The following is a 17,580-nucleotide window of genomic DNA, read 5'->3' as shown; positions in this document are numbered from 1 at the left end:
GAACTTCAAAGAGATTCCAGGAGACAGGATCGGCAGGACAACCAGCAGCCGCTCGGCATCCTGCTAGGCGGAGCGAGGCGGCAGCTCCAGATAAGCGCCGTCGAATTCGGCCAGGCCGGCCAATTCCCGCCATTGTCGCAGACGGACTCTGTGGCAGTTCCAGGCGATCAGACCTTCATTCCGCATCTCTGAGACCACCCGATTGACGTGGACGGCCGACAAACCGAGCGCGTCGCCCACCTGGGCCTGAGTGAGGGGTAGACGAAAGCTGTTGTCCGCGGCGCGATCGACAACCTCCAGCCGACAGTACATTTCGCACAGGAAGCGGGCCAGCCGCGCCTTCGCGTTCTGCGCACCCAATGAGAAAATCCATTCCCGGCCAATGGCGCCGTCGACCAGGGACTCAAGCCAAAGGACCTTGGTGAGATCGGGGTCGCTGTCGATCAACAGCTCCAGGCGCGGATGGGCGAGCGAAACGGTCGTGCATTCGGTCAAGGCCAGGACGCTTTGAGGCTGTCGTTTCTTCAGCACCGTCCCCAGATTTATGAAGTCCCCCGGCACCACAATGTCAGTGAACTGGCGCCGACCGCTCTCCAGGAGGCGGTACCGGGCGGCGAAGCCATCCAGAAGCAGGAGGCAGGACGACGCTCGGACGCCCTGGACGATCAGGTCCTCGGCCGCAGCGGTTTGATCCAGCGGCTCGAAAGCGTCAGCGACCCTCTTCACGGTGGCGAGAGACAAGGATCCTCGCCGAGTCAGCTTCGCCTTTACGAGATGAAAGAGTTCATTAGACAACCTTTGAGACCTCCTCCCCACGCGGCTGTTTTCGGCTCATGGATCCGAACTACACCTTCTTCGTCACGGCTGACGGATGTCTGACAACCGTGGAGCTTGAAGCTTCAGGTCACAATGCGGCTGCGGCGCAGGCGTTGCTCGCGACGGCGGATATTGTGAGAGATCACGCATTGCGCGGGGCGACCTTGAAGCGTCTCACCGTGAAAGCCATGACTTCGGCTGGAGAGTCCGTCTTCGAAGCGCGGCTTGACGTATCGCACCAAGCCCCCCTCGCGGAAGAGGACGGCCGGGTCTGGCTCGACGCATGACCATGGCCAAGGAAATACCTTTGCCGTCCCAGGCGCCGCGAACCGCGCTGCGGGCAGCGCGCCCCAGCGCCTCTCACGGGCCCGGGCCGGCCGGCGCCTTTCCCTCATCCTCCTTGTCGAATGAATCGGCGGGCGCATCCCGTGCCGCCGCCTCAAGCTCGAACGCCAGCTCGCGCGTGAACGACCGCCCCGACGCCAGCCGGCGGCCCAGGTTTTCTACAAAACGCTCGTATCGATCCCGTCCTCTCGCACGCGCCGCCGCCTGGGCGGCGTCCGGCAGCGAGGGGGTGGCGGCCATCCAGGTCCGCGCGAAAAGCGCCAGCATCTCGACGGCGATTTCGAGGTCCCGTTCCAACCGGTCTGCGTGACGATTGAGCCGATCCAGCCGCCGTCCGAGCGCGGCCTCCTGCTGCTGGGCGGCGTCAGGCGTGAGAAAGCTGGCGATCGCCGCCTCGGCAACGGTCGACTTGGGCACGCCCCGCCGCTTCGCCTGCGCGACCAGGCGGTCGAGCAGTTCCGGCGTAAGGTAGACGGTGAGGAAGGGCTTCTTCATCGCGCCGGCCCTAGAGGGCGATGCCGTCATCAGGATCGAGCGCCGCCCGGCGCGCCACGCGCCGCATTCGGGCCTCGAGGTCGTCCGAAGGAACCGCGACGCCCTCGTCGTCGTCGGGGTCGGGGTCGGGACCGAGCGGCTCGCACGAAGGGTCGTCGACGACGGGCGCCGGCGCCAGGACGTCCGGCGGGTCAGGATCCTGTTCCCGTCTCAGGCCGCCGTCATCGGCCGCCGCCGGCTCCGGTCGCTCTGCAGCGGCTGGAGCCGCGGCGGTCGGCCAGGTCAAATCGGCTCCGCCCGAAATCGCGCCGCGCGACGCCGGGGGCGGAAGCACGCGCGCCTTGAGCTGACGGTCCGCATAGTAGCGGGCTTTCTTCACGCGCAGCGGCGCGCATCCCGAAGCGAGCACCAGGGCGTCCGTCGAAGGCAGTTGCATCACCTCGCCCGGGGTCAGGAGGGGGCGGGCCGTCTCCTGGCGCGACACCATGAGATGACCCAGCCAAGGCGACAGCCGATGGCCGGCGTAGTTCCGCATCGCCCTCAACTCGGTCGCCGTTCCAAGGGTCTCGGATATCCGCTTGGCCGTGCGCTCGTCATTGGTCGCGAAGGCGACCCGGACGTGGCAGTTGTCGAGGATGGCGTTGTTGGGCCCGTAGGCCTTCTCGATCTGGTTGAGGCTCTGGGCGATCAGGAAGGCCTTCAGCCCATAGCCCGCCATGAAGGCCAGGGCGGTTTCGAAGAAGTCGAGACGACCGAGCGCCGGGAACTCGTCGAGCAGCATGAGAAGGCGGCGTCGCCCTGCCCGCGCCTGGAGGTCCTCGGTCAGGCGTCGGCCGATCTGGTTCAGGATCAGGCGGATCAATGGCTTGGTGCGGCTGATGTCCGAGGGCGGCACCACCAGGTAGAGGGAGACGGGCCGTTCACCGTCGACCAGGTCGGCGATGCGCCATTCGCACCGTCCGGTCACCGCCGCGACGATCGGATCGCGATAGAGGCCAAGGAAACTCATCGCGGTGGAGAGCACGCCCGATCGCTCGTTCTCGCTCTTGTTCAGCAGTTCGCGGGCGGCCGCCGCAATCACCGGATGGGGCCGTCCGTCGCAATGGGGCGTGGTCATCATGCGCCGAAGGGTGGCTTCAATCGGCCGTTCCGGATCCGACAGGAAGGACGCCACCCCGGCCAGGGTCTTGTCGGGCTCGGCGTGCAGGACATGGAGGATGGCCCCGACCAGAAGGGCGTGGCTGGTCTTCTCCCAATGGTTCCGACGTTCGAGCGCCCCCTCAGGATCGACGAGAATGTCGGCGATGTTCTGGACGTCGCGCACCTCAAGCGGCCCTGGCCGCACCTCCATCAGGGGATTGTAGGCGGCGCTCCTCGCATCTGTCGGATCGAACATCAGGACGGGCCCGAAGCGGGCGCGCCATCCGGCGGTCAGGGACCAATTCTCGCCCTTGATGTCGTGGACGAGGGCCGAGCCGCCCCAGGTCAGGAGGGTCGGCACAACCAGACCGACCCCCTTGCCCGAGCGGGTCGGGGCGAAGCACAGCACATGCTCGGGTCCGTCGTGGCGCAGATACCTGCCGTCCATTTCGCCCAGAAGCACGCCGTCCTCACCCATCAACCCGGCGGCGCGGGCGTCCCGGACGTCGCCCCATCGCGCGGTGCCGTAGGTCGTCGCCGACGCCGCCTCCCGCGACCGCCAGACCGCCATGGCGATGGAGACTCCGATGGCGACAAGCGCAGAACTCGCCGCGATCGCGCCGCCCTCCAGGAAGAGGCGCGGCGCATAGGCCTCGTAGACGAACCACCAGAAGAAGAGGCTCGGCGGGGCGTAGATCGAATGTCCCATGAGCTCGAACCAGGGCGCGCCGAGCGCAGGCTGATAGGCCAGACGCCAGGCGGTCCATTGGGTCGCGCCCCAGACGCCGCCGAGGATGAGGCCGAAGACGAGGCTGATCTGGCCCCAGAGGATTTTTCCGGCGGACATGCTCCCTCCTGTCGAGGTTGAGGTCATGGGGTTAGGCCTAGCGGCCGAGGGCGCGCGGCGCGCGCCATTCGATCTCGCCCCGGGCGCCCGCGAAACCGCTGACCGACCGGCCGAGATTTCGTTCGAGCGGAGGCCGCCACGGTACGAGAGTGAAGCTCGCCCCGTCGTCGATCATGACGAATCGTCCCGAGGCCAGGTCCAGACGTTTGCGGTAGACGCCCGAGACCTCGTCGCCCTCGGCTGTCGGCCGGAAAATGAGACTGGTCTCATCCCCGACCTGCTCCGCGACAGCCGCCATCTCTCGCGCCTTCAGGATTTCCAGCAGGCCGGGCGCGAACCGCACGCCGGCGCCGAGCCGTTCGGCCAGACCCTCGGCCGCCAGATGGTCAATGCGCGCCTGGCGGGCGCCCGCGACCTCGTCTGCAAATCCGCCGACCTCGGGCAAGGGGTTGGGGTCCAGCGCTCTACGATCCAGCCAGGTCGCGCCCCGGGCTGTGATCTGGCCGGTCAGGCCGAGATCGGACAGCGTCACCGTCATCGGATTAGCCCCGCGCGTCGGCGGGCTGGCGCGCACGATGGCGTCTACCCTGGGATCGGGCGCGCCTGCGTCCGCCAGGGTGATGTGATGAACCCGACCGTCCAGCCCGTCGATGACCGCGAAACCCGTGCCGCGGAGTTCATCGTCTTGTCCCCGGGCCAGGACCCGTCCGACGACGACGTCGGACAAGGTCGAGGTCGCCCACTGTTCCGGGGCGCGGATGAGCCCGCGCGCCTCCACCGCCGCCGCCAGGCGAGCGGCCGTTTCAGCCTCGCGGGCGATCGCGCTCAGCCGCTCCCTGATCCCTTTCTCGAGCCGCCATCGGCCGGGGCCTGCCGCATCCGCCAGGCCGAGACCCTCGAGGACCCTGAGCCGATGAGTCAGGGTCCGGGCGGCGACCGGATCGCCGATCGACTTCCCCGGGCTCAGATCGACATGACCTTCGCCGTCGGCCAGGCGCTCGAGCGCGTGATCGAGCCGGGTCCGGCCCTGGACCTCGGCGTCCCGCATCAGGGCGGCCGCGCGTTCACGCGGACTTGGCGGCCCCAGTTCAAGCTCCGCCAGGGCCTCGGCGCGCGCGCGAAAGCCCCGGCTGATATAGTCCCGGCTGATCACAAGGTCGGCGCCGTCATCCAGCCTTCCCCGCAGGACGATATGGATATGAGGATGGGCGGTGTTCCAGTGATCGACCGCGACCCAGTCGAGCGGCGCGCCGAGATCCCTCTGGACGTCGGCCATGAGATCGCGGGTATAGGCGCGAAGGTCGGCCAGTTCAGCCGCGTCCTCCGGCGAGACGATGAAGCGAAAATGATGTCGGTCGTCCTTCGCCCGCGCCGCGAAGGCAGAGGCGTCCGCCTCGTCGCTCCGGGCGTCGAAGAGCCGCCCTGCTTCGCCGTCCCGGGTCACGCCGTCGCGCTGGAGATAGCCTAAGTGCGCGGCGAGCCCTCCGACGCTTCGGCGCGCCACCCGCGCCTTGACGACGACCCGTCTGCCCGACGTCCCCGCGTGGAGGCTGCGCACCACGGCGGCCCGTCCCCGTCCGAAGGTGCTTGCGCCTGAGCCCCCTCCCTTGCCGGCGCGCGGTCCGCGCGAAGGACCGCCGGCACGGGCGACAGCGACGATGACCTGGCGCAGCGCCGTATCGACCCTAGGCCCTGCTGCCCCGCGGATGCGTCCCGGGCGAACCCGGATATCGTCGTCGCCGGTCATGGCAGGTCGAACAAGGCGCAAAAATGTGCGCCTTTCCCGTGACATAGCCGATCAGACAAGGCTCGGCGTTGATTTAAACCTTGCTGCAAACCTCTGATATAGCAGGCAAAACACCTCCCCCGACCCCGCCGCGCCTTGCGGCTTTTATCTCGCCCTCCCTTCTTCACGTCTCCAAGAAGGCTCATCACGGCGAAACTGGATCTGTGCCGGCGGCAGGCGCCACCACGGCGAACAACTCGGGAACCCCGGAACCGGAAGACTGCGGCATGTCCGGGAAGAGCGGCGCCCGGTGCGGATCGACTGGAGCGACCGCCACGATCCCGCGGCGGACAGGCGACGCCGCCGCCCCGTCCGAAAGCCCGATCCTGGCGACATAGTCGCGGGTTTCCAGAGGCAGGGGGCGGCCCTGGTCCCGATGCTGCAGGTAGCGTCGCGGCCCCGCGTTATAAGCCGGCAACATGCCCTCAAGGCCGAACCGGTCGTGCAGTTCGCGCAGATAGGCGGCGCCGGCCATGATGTTGTCGCGGGGGTCGTAAGGGTCCGCGCCGAGGCCGTGCCGTCGCCGCAGCTCCGCATAGGTGGCGGGCATGACCTGCATCAGACCCATGGCGCCCGCGCGCGATGTAGCACGGGGATTGAAGCCGCTCTCCTGCTTCATGACGGCGCGGATCCAGTGAGGCGGCAGGCCGAAACGACGCGCCGCCTCCGTGATCAGATCATCGATCGCGCATCGGGCGCGGGGGTGCTCGCGCGGGTCAGAAGCCGGCGGAAGCGCGACCGAAACGCATGGAAAGGCTGTTGCGGCGAGCGCCAGGGCCAGCGACATCCCGCGCCTTCCGGAGACGAACAGGACGCTCATCGGCGATTGTCCCGGATGCGGATCGGCAGGATACGGCCGATCAGATTCCTGCGATCGACCGGACCGAAATAGCGGCTGTCCAGCGCGTCCGGCACGTCAGGCGCGAGCAGGAAGACGGCCTGCGGACCCAGAGTGATGCAGCCGCTCCAGCGCGGCAGCGGGCGTCCGGCGCGGTCCTTTTCCAGCGCCATGGCGACCGTAGCGCCGTCAATGGTGATCCGAAGCCCCTCGCGACAGACCACGGAAGGCGCGGCCGCCGCGATCGGCTTCAGGAGCGGGACGCCGTCCGGCAGATAGCCGCGCGCGGCGAAGGCTCGCGACCATTCCGGCCTAGGTCGATAGGCGACAAGGTCGCCTGCGGCGGCCGCGCGCGTCGGTTCGAGCCGATAGAGACCGACCGGAAGGCTCGCGGAAGCGTTCCAGATCAAGCGCGGCGCGCGGGCTGCGACCGGGCCCAGCGCGAGCGCGAAAAGCGCCAGACCGGCCCATCCCAGCACGACCAGCCTCATGACGAGACCTGCTGGCGCAGACGAAAGGCCCGGTGGCGCTCGGCGGTATAGGCCAGGGGCGGCAGGCTGACCGCCATCCGGGCGTGGACATGACGCCAGTAGTCGGGCGCGACCTCGCCCGGTTCGAAGCCGCCGCTCTCGACGACGTCAATCAGGTCCAGGGCGCGACGAACGCGCGGCCAGCCGCTCAGGCGAAGCAGGCTGACGGCGCCGGGAACCACGCCGGAAATGGCGATACGGTCGCGGGTCGGATCGGCCGCCTGGAGGATGTCGAGGCGCGACACCACCGTGCCGTAGGCGTTGGCGGCCCAGCGGACGTAGGCGAAGACGGCTCCGGGGCGGAAGGCGACGAAACGGTTCCGGCGCGAGACGATGCGCTGGTCGACCGCCTGACCGAAGCGGATCCAGCGTTCTGTATGTCCCGGATCGAAGACAAGTTCTACCCAGGTCAGTGGCTCAGTAGAATGCGACGACGGGCCCGCCATCACCACGGGTTCGCGATGATAGGCCAGATAGGGCGGCGGCGGAGCGCCCTCCTCGTCCCGGCCGGTCATCGCCCCGCCCCCCCATCCGGGCGGCGCGCTGGCGAGATCCTGTCGTGGCCCGGGTCCGTGGTGGAGGATTTGACCCCGCGATCCGCCCAGGCCTGAAGATCGCCGACGGCATAGACGACCCGTCCGCCGATCTTCCGATAGAGGGGACCGGTGCCGTAGCAGCGGTGCTTCTCGAGCGTTCGTCCGGACAGGCCGAGATGCCGCGCGGCCTCGGCTGTCCGGAGGTAGCGCGGCGGCATGGGGGTCTGGGCGTCGTGCATCACGGCAATCCTTGCAGGGCTGGAACGCCGTCGAATATCGGCGGCGGGACAGGCCAAGGATTTCGCCAAACCGGCGCTTGCGGCAGTCGGCGCGCGGGCATCAGGCGATGCCCGCGCGTCATCACGCCCGTCTGCATCAGGGCGGCGGCTGCCTTTCGGCCAGGAACCTGGCGGCGCGTTCCGCATGGGCGGCGGCGGCGACAATGAAGCGGGTGTCATTGCGCAGGACGCGCAGCCAGGAGGCGATATAGGCGGCGTGGTCGGGGCGGGGTTCGAGGGTCAGGCCGAGGTCCGCGCAGACGAAGGCGGCGCCCAGTTCGGCCACCAGTTCCTCGCGGGCATAGGCCTCGTCGCCGAAGCGGCCGCAGGTGAGATCGCGGTCCAGACGGGAGGAATGACCCGTCCAGTGAACCAGTTCATGGGCCAGGACCGCGTAGTAGGCTTCCCGCTCCTGGAAGGCGTCGAAGGCCGGCATGTGCACGGCGTCAGCGTCCGGACGGTAGCAGGCGGTGTCCCCGCCCACCCGGATATCGGCGCCGGTCGCGGCGAAGTAGCGCTCCGCATGGTCGATCCGGCCCGCGGCGTCGGGGCGGCGGAGGGGCGGATATCGATCATCCAGCCCCTCGATCTGGTCCAGGTTGAAGACGATGTAGCGCTTGAGGAAACGCCCCCCGCGCCGCGCCTCCGGCGGATCGTCGCTGTCATCATCCGTCGCCACGGGCGCGGCGTAGACGACAGGGGCGCCCTTTTCGCCTTTTCGAACCGCACCGCCGAGGGCAAGGGCCTGACGAAAGGTCATCCAGACGGGGCGGGCGTATCCGCAGCGGGCGGCGCGGACCCAGAGGGTCAGGACGTTGACCCCGTGATAGGGCTCTCCGTCATGACGCAAAGGGCGGGAGACCGCGCCCTGGGCGGTCCACGGACGGCTCCAGGGCCGGACGCCGGTCTCGAGGTCGGCGAGGATGAGGGCGGTGATTTCGGCATGGGGGTCGGGGCGAACGGAAGCGGCGGGACGCGACATGGCGGCCTCCTTAAAAAGGGTCTGAAGGGGGTGGCGGCGGCGCCCCTGACGCCGCCGCCGGGCTCTCAGCTGCGCGACCAGATCAGGCTGTGCCCCTCGTCGCTCTCGACCAGGGAGGCGTAGATCGGCGCCGGGAAGCTCGGATCGTCCAGCTTGACCGAGAGGTATTCGCGGTTCTGCTGGCTGGTCTTTTTCCAGGCCGCGCCGAACTCCGTGGTCCCGGCGAAAATCCGATAGTCCGGGGCCTTGTCGTCGCTCTTCTCGTTCGGACGGAAGGTCGCCGACTTCACGTTGAGGGTCAGGGTCTTGATCGAACCGGTGTAGCCGTCGCCCTGGGCGATGAAGGTTCCAATGGCGGCCATGTCAGTCTCTCCTTTGCTTCGGGCCACGCCTGTCGCGGCCTCGATGGCGATCGGAAGACCGGGATCGGGAGGCGCGCAGGGCGAGCGCAGCGAGACCCCGCAGCGCAGCGGAGGACTGGAGGAACCCACTTTCTTGTTTCGCGAGGAAGGCCGCAGGCCGGGGAAGAAAGTCGGTCCGACGGTTGCGCCAGCCGACCGGTCCCGGTCAGATCCGCCTCATTGAGAGGCCGCGCCGGATGGCGCGAATAGCGGAAGACTGGCTGTCGAGGGACACCAACTGTCCAAGGCGCGCACGGTCGCCCTCGATCCGTTCCCCGGGAGGGGATCTTCCGAATGGGCCATGATGAGAAGAGGCGCTCGGCCGAGGTCGCTATCACTGGAGCGCGGGCGGATGCTGAAGGCCGGGCCTGACGAAAACCAGATCAACGGACGCCCGCTCGGACTTCGCGGCACGCCTGCTTCCTGGCGGAGGGTCGACGGGATGCGAATAGGGCCGAGCCGCCCCAAATAGGGCGTGGGTCAGACCTGGGCGGCGTCGCCCGGGGGCGCCGCCGCCATCCCCCTAAGGCGCGCCTTCAAGGCCGTCAGCAAGTGAGCCTGCGTGCATGTTCGCAAGCGATGACGCAGTCGCTTCTGAACCTTCCCGGCCGGCCGCCGAGGGTTAGCCCCCAGAAGTCAGGTCATAGTAGGGCTCGCCGCGATCAGCGGCTTCGGCGCGGGTCAGGACCTTGGTCTCGAACAGGGATGAGACCACGATCTTGATCCCCCGGTGCCGGATCCCCTCGTCCAGAGTCCTGGCGACATGCTCAACCGCATAGAGGCTGTCGCACCATTCCGCGCTGTTTACGGCGATCAATCCAGGCATGAGTTGGGCGTCGTCATCGGCGGCCTGCTGCATGGCGTCGAGAGCGGCGGTCAGTTGATCGGGGGTCATGACTGGCGCTTAGCCTGAGTCGGGCCGCCTCCTCTTTGGTCTAGGGATAAACCCGCTCGACTAAGAGCGAGCCCGCGGGACCTGATCTGAGGATCAGATCCTCCGGCGCGGAGAGGTCGAGCCAGCGCAAGCCGCCGCCTGGCGGCAGGACGACGATCTGACGATCGTGATAATGGGCTACGTCCGGGCCGGGCTCCGTCGTCAGCATGGCGAAGGCGCCGTCCTTCATCACCCCGGCGATCCAGAACCACGGCTGGTCGATCAGGGTGAAACACCACTTGGTTTTCTTCCCCGCCACCCTCGGCTCGGTGAATTCGTAGAAGCCGTCAGCAGGGATCAGGCAGCGGGTCGATCCAGCGAAGGACCGGCCCTCGGACCGGAAGTTGAAGACCGGCTTTCCGGTCGGCCCTTTCCAGGCCCATGGCGCCGTGACCAGTCGCAGGCCGCTCTCCCCGGCGAGGACGACGGGTGCGCGATCGCCGATCCGGTAGTCGGTCGGCTCAAGGTTCGGCAAACCCTCGGGCATGGCGAGCGTCCGGCCCATATCAGTGAAGGGCGCCGTCAATTGGTTGGCGGGAACATGCAGGCGGTAGTTGTTGCACATGGTCCCGTCCCAACGCCCCAGACGCCGGTCGGCTTCCTTTCGCCCGGTTTTGACGACCCGTTCCGCGCGGCAAGGCGGGAGGGCCGCAAAAGCACCCACAGGGATTCGTAAAGCGGCGCCGCAAGGGACCGTTGACTCCGGATCAAAATGAGAACCAGAACAAAACAGGAACTTCAGACCTCGGAAAGGAGGCCCTCATGTCAACCCGGCCTGCAGCCGAGCTCGCCGAACTGCGCGCCCGGATCCAGCATCTTGAAACCGGGGATCGCCGGTCCTCCGGCGTCCTGCCTTTCGGAGTCGCCCCTCTCGACGCCGCCCTGCCCCAGGGCGGACTGATCCTGGGGGCCCTCCACGAGGTGGCCGGCGGCGGTGACGGGGCGGTCGACGGCGCGGCAGCGGCCCTTTTCGCTGCGGGGATTGCGGCCCGCCTGCCAGGTCCGGTCCTGTGGTGCGTCACCCGGGCCGACCTCTTCGCCCCGGCCCTTAGACAGGCGGGTCTCGACCCGGGACGGCTGATCTGCCTCGAGGCCGCAGACGAGACGAGCCTGTTGTCCTGTTTCGAGGAGGGACTGCGGCACCGGGGTCTCGCCGCCGTGGTCGCCGAGACGGCCAGGCTGTCAATGACTGCGTCCCGGCGTCTGCAACTCGCCGCCGAAGCCTCGGGAGTGACAGGTCTGGCCGTTCGCCGATGGCGACGGGCCGCCGAGGCGGCGGATTTCGGCCAGCCCACGGCGGCTGCGACCCGCTGGCGGATCACGCCCCAACCCTCCTCTCCCCTGCCGGCGCCCGGCGTCGGTCGGCCGCGCTGGTTCGTGGAACTGCTCCGCTGCCGTTCAGGCGGCTGCGCCGATTTCTCTCTGGAAGCCTGTGATGAAAAGGGTCGTCTCTCTCTACCTGCCGAACTGGCCCATAGATCGGTTGCGCCGGCGGCTGGGCGACGCCGCACCGCCGCCTGAGGCGCCCATCGTCCTGATCGGACGGGATCGGCGACGACGCCTTCTCACCGCCTGCAACCCCGCCGCGCGAGCCTTGGGCCTGCGGTCCGGCATGGCGGCGACCCAGGCCCATGCGCTCGCGCCGGGACTGGCGTCCTTCGACGCCGACCTCTTGGGCGACGCCGAGGCGCTTGAACGCCTCGCCTGCTGGGCGCTTCGCCATTACGCCCCGGTCTGCGCCGCCGACGGATCTGACGGCCTGGCGATCGACGCCACGGGCGCGGCCCACCTCAAGGGCGGCGAGGCCGAGCTCATCTCTGACATGGAGGCGCGACTGGCGGCGGCCGGGATTCAGGCCCGGGGCGTGATCGCGCCCACCTACGGGGCGGCCTGGGCGGTCGCCCGCTTTTCCTCCGGACCCGCTGTCGTGGCCGAAGGCCAGGTCGGTCGAAGGCTCGGTCCCCTGCCCCTGGCCTGCCTGCGTCTGGATTCGGACCTGGTCGACGGGCTGCGACGCATGGGCTTCGAGACCGTTCTGGACCTGGAGCGGCAGCCCCGCGGCCCCCTGACCCTGAGGTTCGGACCCGAGGCGGGGCTGCGGCTCGACCAGGCCCTGGGCCGGGTCTTCGAGCCGATCATTCCCGTGATCGAAGCGGAGCAGCCGCGCGCCGAGCGCAGCTTCGCCGAACCCGTCGGGGCGGCTGAAACCCTCTCACGTCAGGTCGGGCTGATGGTCGACGACCTCTGTCTCCAACTCGAGCGGTCCGGTCTGGGCGCTCGCCGGCTCGACTGGCTGTGCCACAGGGTCGATCATCGCGTCGAGGCGGTGCGGGTGGGTCTGGCCCGGCCGATCCGTGACCGGGATCGGCTGTCACGCCTGCTGCGAGACAAGATAGGGACCATAGCCCCGGGTTTCGGCATCGAGCGCATGACGCTCACAGCCTCCCTCACCCTGCCTCTCGACTGGCGCCCGGGCTCCTCCGGCCTGAGCGACGGCGACAGCCCTGACGTCTCGGGTCTGGTCGATGTCCTGGCCAACCGCGTCGGCGCGCGCCGCCTCTACAGCATGGCGCCGGTCGAGAGCGACGTTCCCGAACGCTCGGTGCGCCGCGCCGCGCCGCTCGGCGGGAGCGAGGCGTCCAGCTGGCGCACGGACTGGCCCCGCCCGATCCGGTTGTTCCGCACCCCTGAACCGGTCGAGACCCTGGCCCTGCTCCCGGACAATCCGCCGGCCTGGTTCACATGGCGCGGCGTCCGCCGCCGCATCCGCCGGGCGGACGGCCCTGAACGCATCCATGGGGAATGGGGCCGCAACGACGCCGAGATGTGGGCCGTGCGCGACTATTTCCAGGTCGAGGACGACGGAGGCGACCGGTTCTGGCTGTTCCGCGCGGGCGACGGCGAGGACGGCCGGACCGGTCCCCAGACCTGGTTCATCCACGGAAAGTTCGGATGAACCCTTCAGCACTCCAGGCGACGATAGAGGACATGAGCGGTGGCGAACGGCAGACCCAGGCGTCCCGCGACGCCCTTCACCATCACCGCGGTTTCGTCGATGCGATAGAACCAGTCGTCGAAATTCAATCTGGTCGAGGTCCCGTCCTTCTGAGGGACGTCGCGACTGTAGCGCCAATGGAAGGCGCAGCCGGCCTGGTCCCCTTCGGCTTCGCCGTTCAGACGATCCTCGCGCCCGCTGTAGCGACCGTCGCCGAGGGGGCGGATGCGCCAGTTCAGCGTGTCGACATGACCGTCGTAGAAGGTCCAGGTCTCGGTGAAGACCAGTTCGCTCCCGTCGTAATGGCCGCGCGCCGCCACGGTGAAGCGCTGCTGCAGACCGCCGGTCACGCGCTCCAGCACGCCCCAGCCCTCGAGCCGGGCGCTGAGGAAGGTCTCGGGGCGGTATTCGGGGGTCGTGCCCGTGAAGTCGGAGATGTTCATCAGGAGGTTCCGCAAGAAGGAGGCGTCCTGACCAACCCCGCAGAAGCGTCAGGGTTTCGACCTGGACCGAACAGTCTGGTCGGCGACCTCGATCCAGACGGGCGCATGATCGCTCGTCTTCTCCCAGCCGCGCACCTCCCGATCGACCTCGGCGCGGCGCAGACGAGGCTGAAGCGCCGGGCTCAGCAGGAGGTGGTCGATACGCAGGCCGCTGTTGCGGGCGAACCGGTTCCGCAGATAGTCCCAGAAGGTGTAGACGACCTCGTCCGGATGCAGGGCGCGCAAGGCGTCGCACCAGCCCTGATCGAGCAGGCGGGCGTAGGCCTCGCGCACCTCGATCCTGAACAGGGCGTCGTCGCGCCAGCGTTCGGGGGCGTAAACGTCCAGATCGGTCGGCATGACATTATAGTCGCCGGCCAGGACCACGGGCGCGTCGCTGTCCATCAAGGCCTGGGCCCGCGCTGCAAATCGTTCAAACCAGCGCAGCTTGTAGTCGTATCTGGGACCGGGCGCGGGGTTGCCGTTGGGCAGGTAGAGGCAGCCTACGATCACCCCCTTCACCGCCGCCTCTATATAGCGGCTCTGCAGATCATCGGCCTCCCCGGCGAGGCCGCGTCGGATCTCGACCGGGGTGTCGCCCCGCGAGAGAATGGCCACCCCGTTCCAGCTCTTCTGCCCCTGCCAGACGGCGCCATAGCCCGCCGCCTCCAGGGCGGCGACCGGAAAGGCTTCCTGCGGAGCCTTGAGCTCCTGCAGACAGACGATGTCCGGCTGGCGCAGGGCGAGCCAGCGCAGCAGGACCTCGAGCCGTCCCCGGACGCCGTTCACATTATAGGTCGCGATCCGCATGCCTGTGGCCAACGCCCCCGGCCGGCGGATGTTGCAAGGGGATGGGGCGCCGTACGCGCCCCTCGCCGCGCCGCAGCGAGATCGGCCGACCTGCCGCAGGCTCGGAGCGATCGGATATGACCGGCCCCCGCTATGTCGAGCTCCAATGCGCCTCGCACTTCTCCTTCCTTCGCGGCGCCAGCGCCTGTGAAGAGCTGTTCCGTCAGGCGGCGGTCTATGGCGTCGAGGCCCTGGCCGTCACCGATCGCAACAGCCTGGCCGGCATGGTCCGGGCTCATGAGGCCGCCAGGGCCGCCGGGGTCCGGCTCATCGTCGGCTGCCGACTGGAGCTGACCGATGGAAGCGCCATCCTCGTCTACCCCAGGGATCGACCGGCCTATGCCCGCCTCTGCCGCCTGCTGTCCCTGGGCAAGCGACGCGGCGGCAAGGCCCGGTGTCTTCTGGGCTGGGAGGATGTGGAGTCCTATGCCGAGGGCCTGGTCGCCATCCTGGTCCCCGATCGCGCGGACGGCGTCACGCGGCGCCGACTTGAACGGCTGCGCGCCGTCTTCGGGGCGGAGGCCCATATCGCCCTGACCTTGCAACGCCGTCCCCGGGACCAGATGCGGCTGCATGAGCTGTCGATGATGGCGGCGGAGGCCGGAGTGAAGACAGTCGTCACCAATGACGTCCTGTTTCATCATCCGGACCGGCGCATCCTCCAGGACGTGCTCACCTGCATCCGGGAAGGCTGCACGATCGACAGCCTCGGGTTCCGTCGCGAGCGATCCGCGGACCGGTATCTGAAACCGGCGCGGGAGATGCACCGGCTGTTTCCTCGCTACCCCGAAGCCCTGGCCAGAAGCCTCGAGATCGCCGATCGCTGCCGCTTTTCCCTGGACGAACTGGCCTATCAGTATCCCCATGAGGCGGGCCTGCCCGGCATGACGCCGCAACAGGCCCTGGAGCATCTGACATGGGAAGGGGCGGCGGGCCGCTACCCGGAGGGCGTGCCGGACAAGGTCCGCAAGATCCTGGAGCATGAGCTCCGGCTGATCGCCGACCTGGGCTATGCGCCCTACTTCCTGACCGTTCATTCCATTGTCCGCTTCGCGCGAAGCCGGGAGATCCTGTGTCAGGGACGGGGGTCCGCCGCCAACTCCGCCGTCTGCTTTGTCCTGGGCGTCACCTCCATCGACCCGGATCGCAATGACCTGCTGTTCGAGCGCTTCATCAGTCAGGAGCGCAAGGAGCCGCCGGACATCGATATCGACTTCGAGCACGAGCGGCGAGAGATCGTCATGCAGTGGATCTTCGACACCTATGGCCGTAACCACGCCGCCCTCTGCTCGACCGTGATCCGCTACCGGTCACGCGGCGCCCTGCGCGACGTCGGCAAGGCGCTCGGCCTTAGCGAAGACCTGATCAGGTCCCTGTCCTCCCAGGTGTGGAGTTATTCGAGCGAGGGGTTGGAGGACCGGCACGCCGAGGAGCTCAACCTCAACCTGCAGGACCGGCGGCTGCGTCTCGCCCTCGATCTGTCGCGCCAGCTGATCGGCTTCCCCCGTCACCTGAGCCAGCATCCGGGCGGCTTCGTCCTGACTCACGACCGCCTGGACGACCTGGTTCCGATCGAACCGGCGGCGATGAAGGACCGTCAGGTCATCGAATGGGACAAGGACGACATCGACGCCCTGAAATTCATGAAGGTCGATGTCCTGGCGCTGGGGATGCTGAGCTGCATGAAGCGGGGCTTCGACCTTCTGGCCGAGCACAAGGGGATCAATCTCGACCTGGCGACCATCCCGGCCGAGGACCCCGGGACCTATGCCATGATCCGCAAGGCGGACACCCTGGGGGTCTTCCAGATCGAGAGCCGGGCCCAGATGGCCATGCTTCCGCGCATCAAGCCGCGAACCTTCTACGACCTGGTCATCGAGGTCGCCATCGTTCGTCCCGGTCCGATCCAGGGCGATATGGTGCACCCCTACCTCCGACGCCGCGAAGGCCGGGAACCGGTCGTCTATCCCAGGCCCGAACTCGAGAAGGTCCTGGGCAAGACCCTGGGCGTTCCCCTGTTTCAGGAACAGGCCATGCGGGTCGCCATCGAATGCGCCGGCTTCACCGCCTCGGAGGCCGACCAGCTGCGGCGCGCCATGGCCACCTTCAAATTCACCGGCGGGGTCAGCCACTTCAAGGACAAGCTGATCAGGGGCATGGTCGAGCGCGGCTACGCCCTCGACTTCGCCGACAAGACCTTCAGCCAGCTGGAGGGCTTCGGCTCCTATGGCTTCCCGGAAAGCCATGCGGCCTCCTTCGCCCTGATCGCCTACGCCTCCTCCTGGCTCAAATGCCATCACCCGGACGTCTTCTGCGCCGCCCTGCTCAACGCCCAGCCCATGGGCTTTTACGCCCCGGCCCAGATCGTCCGCGACGCGCGCGAGCACGGGGTGGAGGTCCGACCGGTCTGCGTCAACGCCAGCCGCTGGGATTGCAGCCTGGAGCCGACCCGCGAAGGCTTCGCCGTCCGGCTCGGCATGCGGATGGTCCGAGGCCTCTCCAATGGCGAGGCCGCCCGGCTCGTCGCCGCGCGGGACGATCGCGCCTTCACCTCGCCTGACGACCTCTGGCGTCGCGCCGGCGTCCCGGTCTCGAGCCTGGTGAAACTGGCCGAAGCCGACGCCTTTCGGCCGTCGCTCGCCCTTGAGCGCCGCGAGGCCCTGTGGGCGTTGAAGGCCCTTCGCGACGATCCCCTGCCCCTGTTCGCCTCCGCCGATGAAAGAGATCAGATCCATCGACCCGAGGTCCCCGAGCCGGCCCCCGCGCTTCGCGCCATGACGCCGGGCCGGGATGTGGTGGAGGATTACAGCCATATCGGTCTGACCTTGCGGGACCACCCTCTGACCTTCCTCCGCCACGACCTGGAGCGAAGTCACGTCATGACCTGCGCGGACGGCACGGCCATGCGGGACCGGCGCCAGACCCGCGTCGCAGGCCTGGTCCTGGTCCGTCAGAAGCCGGGCAGCGCCAAGGGGGTGATGTTCATCACCATCGAGGACGAGACCGGCCTCGCCAACCTAGTGATCTGGCCCAGCCTTTATGAAGAACAGAGGCGGATCGTCCTCGCCTCCAGCCTGCTGATCGTCGACGGCAAGGTCCAGAAGGAGGGAGAGGTGGTCCACATCGTGGCCACCAGGCTTTACGACGGTTCCGACCTCCTGGCCTCTGTCGGCGATCGCGGCGATGCCTTCCCCCTGCCCCATGGACGGGGCGACGAAGTCCATCGCGGCGGCGCCCCGGATGCGCGCAGGCCCAAGCCCCGGGACATCTACATACCCGACCTTTCCCTCGACGCCCTCAAGGTGAAGTCGCGGCCAAGGTGACCG

At 68.3% G+C, this 17,580-nt stretch carries 18 protein-coding genes; 4 read left to right on the top strand and 14 right to left on the bottom strand.

Features of this window, described 5'->3' with window-relative positions:
• Positions 1–63 precede the first annotated feature (63 nt).
• Complete coding sequence (locus tag ACR9FL_RS02790) at positions 64–741, bottom strand: Crp/Fnr family transcriptional regulator (RefSeq protein ID WP_436357037.1); 678 nt, start codon at positions 739–741, stop codon at positions 64–66.
• A gap of 92 nt (positions 742–833) precedes the next feature.
• On the opposite strand from ACR9FL_RS02790, the gene ACR9FL_RS02785 reads away from it, so the two are divergent.
• Positions 834–1,103: a hypothetical protein gene (locus tag ACR9FL_RS02785; protein ID WP_436357036.1), complete on the top strand. Its 270-nt coding sequence runs from the start codon at positions 834–836 to the stop codon at positions 1,101–1,103.
• Between the two features lie 73 nt (positions 1,104–1,176).
• Here the strand turns inward: ACR9FL_RS02785 and ACR9FL_RS02780 are convergent, their stop codons facing one another.
• The 11 genes from ACR9FL_RS02780 to ACR9FL_RS02730 all read right to left on the bottom strand — a co-directional run bounded on the left by ACR9FL_RS02780 (position 1,177) and on the right by ACR9FL_RS02730 (position 10,493).
• On the bottom strand, positions 1,177–1,656 hold the full coding sequence (locus tag ACR9FL_RS02780) for a CopG family transcriptional regulator (protein WP_436357035.1): 480 nt from the start codon (positions 1,654–1,656) through the stop codon (positions 1,177–1,179).
• 10 nt (positions 1,657–1,666) lie between these two features.
• Positions 1,667–3,643, bottom strand: coding sequence for a conjugal transfer protein TraG (locus ACR9FL_RS02775; RefSeq protein ID WP_436357034.1), 1,977 nt, complete (start codon positions 3,641–3,643; stop codon positions 1,667–1,669).
• Positions 3,644–3,680: 37 nt separating this feature from the next.
• A complete protein-coding gene (locus ACR9FL_RS02770; RefSeq protein ID WP_436357033.1) occupies positions 3,681–5,390 on the bottom strand; it encodes a DUF3363 domain-containing protein in 1,710 nt (569 codons plus the stop codon).
• Positions 5,391–5,574: 184 nt separating this feature from the next.
• A complete protein-coding gene (locus tag ACR9FL_RS02765) occupies positions 5,575–6,249 on the bottom strand; it encodes a lytic transglycosylase domain-containing protein (protein ID WP_436357031.1) in 675 nt (224 codons plus the stop codon).
• Positions 6,246–6,758: a S26 family signal peptidase gene (locus ACR9FL_RS02760; RefSeq protein ID WP_436357030.1), complete on the bottom strand. Its 513-nt coding sequence runs from the start codon at positions 6,756–6,758 to the stop codon at positions 6,246–6,248. Before ACR9FL_RS02760 ends, ACR9FL_RS02765 begins: the two co-directional genes overlap by 4 nt.
• Positions 6,755–7,312, bottom strand: coding sequence for a DUF2840 domain-containing protein (locus ACR9FL_RS02755; protein ID WP_436357029.1), 558 nt, complete (start codon positions 7,310–7,312; stop codon positions 6,755–6,757). The genes ACR9FL_RS02760 and ACR9FL_RS02755 overlap by 4 nt, the downstream gene beginning before the upstream one ends.
• The gene (locus ACR9FL_RS02750) at positions 7,309–7,572 is read right to left on the bottom strand and encodes a helix-turn-helix transcriptional regulator (RefSeq protein WP_436357028.1); all 264 of its coding nucleotides are present in this window, start codon (positions 7,570–7,572) and stop codon (positions 7,309–7,311) included. Before ACR9FL_RS02750 ends, ACR9FL_RS02755 begins: the two co-directional genes overlap by 4 nt.
• A gap of 136 nt (positions 7,573–7,708) precedes the next feature.
• Positions 7,709–8,593 (bottom strand): ArdC family protein, encoded by an 885-nt coding sequence (locus tag ACR9FL_RS02745; RefSeq protein WP_436357027.1) that lies wholly within the window; start codon positions 8,591–8,593, stop codon positions 7,709–7,711.
• A 65-nt stretch (positions 8,594–8,658) separates the two neighbouring features.
• Positions 8,659–8,955 carry a DUF736 domain-containing protein gene (locus ACR9FL_RS02740; protein ID WP_436357025.1) on the bottom strand — a complete coding sequence of 99 codons (297 nt, stop codon included), beginning with the start codon at positions 8,953–8,955 and terminating at the stop codon, positions 8,659–8,661.
• A gap of 661 nt (positions 8,956–9,616) precedes the next feature.
• Entirely contained in the window at positions 9,617–9,889 is a 273-nt protein-coding gene (locus tag ACR9FL_RS02735) for a hypothetical protein (RefSeq protein WP_436357024.1), read from the bottom strand.
• Positions 9,890–9,929: 40 nt separating this feature from the next.
• Complete coding sequence (locus ACR9FL_RS02730) at positions 9,930–10,493, bottom strand: SOS response-associated peptidase family protein (protein WP_436357023.1); 564 nt, start codon at positions 10,491–10,493, stop codon at positions 9,930–9,932.
• A 197-nt stretch (positions 10,494–10,690) separates the two neighbouring features.
• Between ACR9FL_RS02730 and ACR9FL_RS02725 the strand changes: the two genes are divergently transcribed.
• Both ACR9FL_RS02725 and ACR9FL_RS02720 read left to right on the top strand, forming a co-directional pair.
• Positions 10,691–11,449 (top strand): ImuA family protein, encoded by a 759-nt coding sequence (locus tag ACR9FL_RS02725; protein ID WP_436357022.1) that lies wholly within the window; start codon positions 10,691–10,693, stop codon positions 11,447–11,449.
• Entirely contained in the window at positions 11,364–12,884 is a 1,521-nt protein-coding gene (locus tag ACR9FL_RS02720) for a Y-family DNA polymerase (RefSeq protein ID WP_436357021.1), read from the top strand. Before ACR9FL_RS02725 ends, ACR9FL_RS02720 begins: the two co-directional genes overlap by 86 nt.
• 5 nt (positions 12,885–12,889) lie before the next feature.
• Here the strand turns inward: ACR9FL_RS02720 and ACR9FL_RS02715 are convergent, their stop codons facing one another.
• Both ACR9FL_RS02715 and xth read right to left on the bottom strand, forming a co-directional pair.
• Entirely contained in the window at positions 12,890–13,366 is a 477-nt protein-coding gene (locus ACR9FL_RS02715; RefSeq protein ID WP_436357020.1) for a DUF3833 family protein, read from the bottom strand.
• Positions 13,367–13,414: 48 nt separating this feature from the next.
• Positions 13,415–14,215: an exodeoxyribonuclease III gene (gene xth / locus ACR9FL_RS02710; RefSeq protein WP_436357019.1), complete on the bottom strand. Its 801-nt coding sequence runs from the start codon at positions 14,213–14,215 to the stop codon at positions 13,415–13,417.
• Between the two features lie 116 nt (positions 14,216–14,331).
• On the opposite strand from xth, the gene ACR9FL_RS02705 reads away from it, so the two are divergent.
• Positions 14,332–17,577, top strand: coding sequence for an error-prone DNA polymerase (locus tag ACR9FL_RS02705; protein ID WP_436357018.1), 3,246 nt, complete (start codon positions 14,332–14,334; stop codon positions 17,575–17,577).
• The last annotated feature ends 3 nt before the right edge of the window (positions 17,578–17,580 follow it).

The sequence above is a fragment of the Brevundimonas sp. CEF1 genome, assembly GCF_051353055.1.
Classification (GTDB): domain Bacteria; phylum Pseudomonadota; class Alphaproteobacteria; order Caulobacterales; family Caulobacteraceae; genus Brevundimonas.
This window is presented reverse-complemented; position numbering and strand designations above follow the sequence as displayed.

What these genes read in the sequence shown, in the direction of transcription:
- ACR9FL_RS02785 (WP_436357036.1), top strand. Translation starts at nt 834, where the DNA reads ATGGATCCGAACTACACCTTCTTCGTCACGGCTGACGGATGTCTGACA.
- ACR9FL_RS02780 (WP_436357035.1), bottom strand. Translation starts at nt 1,656, where the DNA reads ATGAAGAAGCCCTTCCTCACCGTCTACCTTACGCCGGAACTGCTCGAC.
- ACR9FL_RS02775 (WP_436357034.1), bottom strand. Translation starts at nt 3,643, where the DNA reads ATGTCCGCCGGAAAAATCCTCTGGGGCCAGATCAGCCTCGTCTTCGGC.
- ACR9FL_RS02770 (WP_436357033.1), bottom strand. Translation starts at nt 5,390, where the DNA reads ATGACCGGCGACGACGATATCCGGGTTCGCCCGGGACGCATCCGCGGG.
- ACR9FL_RS02765 (WP_436357031.1), bottom strand. Translation starts at nt 6,249, where the DNA reads ATGAGCGTCCTGTTCGTCTCCGGAAGGCGCGGGATGTCGCTGGCCCTG.
- ACR9FL_RS02760 (WP_436357030.1), bottom strand. Translation starts at nt 6,758, where the DNA reads ATGAGGCTGGTCGTGCTGGGATGGGCCGGTCTGGCGCTTTTCGCGCTC.
- ACR9FL_RS02755 (WP_436357029.1), bottom strand. Translation starts at nt 7,312, where the DNA reads ATGACCGGCCGGGACGAGGAGGGCGCTCCGCCGCCGCCCTATCTGGCC.
- ACR9FL_RS02750 (WP_436357028.1), bottom strand. Translation starts at nt 7,572, where the DNA reads ATGCACGACGCCCAGACCCCCATGCCGCCGCGCTACCTCCGGACAGCC.
- ACR9FL_RS02745 (WP_436357027.1), bottom strand. Translation starts at nt 8,593, where the DNA reads ATGTCGCGTCCCGCCGCTTCCGTTCGCCCCGACCCCCATGCCGAAATC.
- ACR9FL_RS02740 (WP_436357025.1), bottom strand. Translation starts at nt 8,955, where the DNA reads ATGGCCGCCATTGGAACCTTCATCGCCCAGGGCGACGGCTACACCGGT.
- ACR9FL_RS02735 (WP_436357024.1), bottom strand. Translation starts at nt 9,889, where the DNA reads ATGACCCCCGATCAACTGACCGCCGCTCTCGACGCCATGCAGCAGGCC.
- ACR9FL_RS02730 (WP_436357023.1), bottom strand. Translation starts at nt 10,493, where the DNA reads ATGTGCAACAACTACCGCCTGCATGTTCCCGCCAACCAATTGACGGCG.
- ACR9FL_RS02725 (WP_436357022.1), top strand. Translation starts at nt 10,691, where the DNA reads ATGTCAACCCGGCCTGCAGCCGAGCTCGCCGAACTGCGCGCCCGGATC.
- ACR9FL_RS02720 (WP_436357021.1), top strand. Translation starts at nt 11,364, where the DNA reads ATGAAAAGGGTCGTCTCTCTCTACCTGCCGAACTGGCCCATAGATCGG.
- ACR9FL_RS02715 (WP_436357020.1), bottom strand. Translation starts at nt 13,366, where the DNA reads ATGAACATCTCCGACTTCACGGGCACGACCCCCGAATACCGCCCCGAG.
- xth (WP_436357019.1), bottom strand. Translation starts at nt 14,215, where the DNA reads ATGCGGATCGCGACCTATAATGTGAACGGCGTCCGGGGACGGCTCGAG.
- ACR9FL_RS02705 (WP_436357018.1), top strand. Translation starts at nt 14,332, where the DNA reads ATGACCGGCCCCCGCTATGTCGAGCTCCAATGCGCCTCGCACTTCTCC.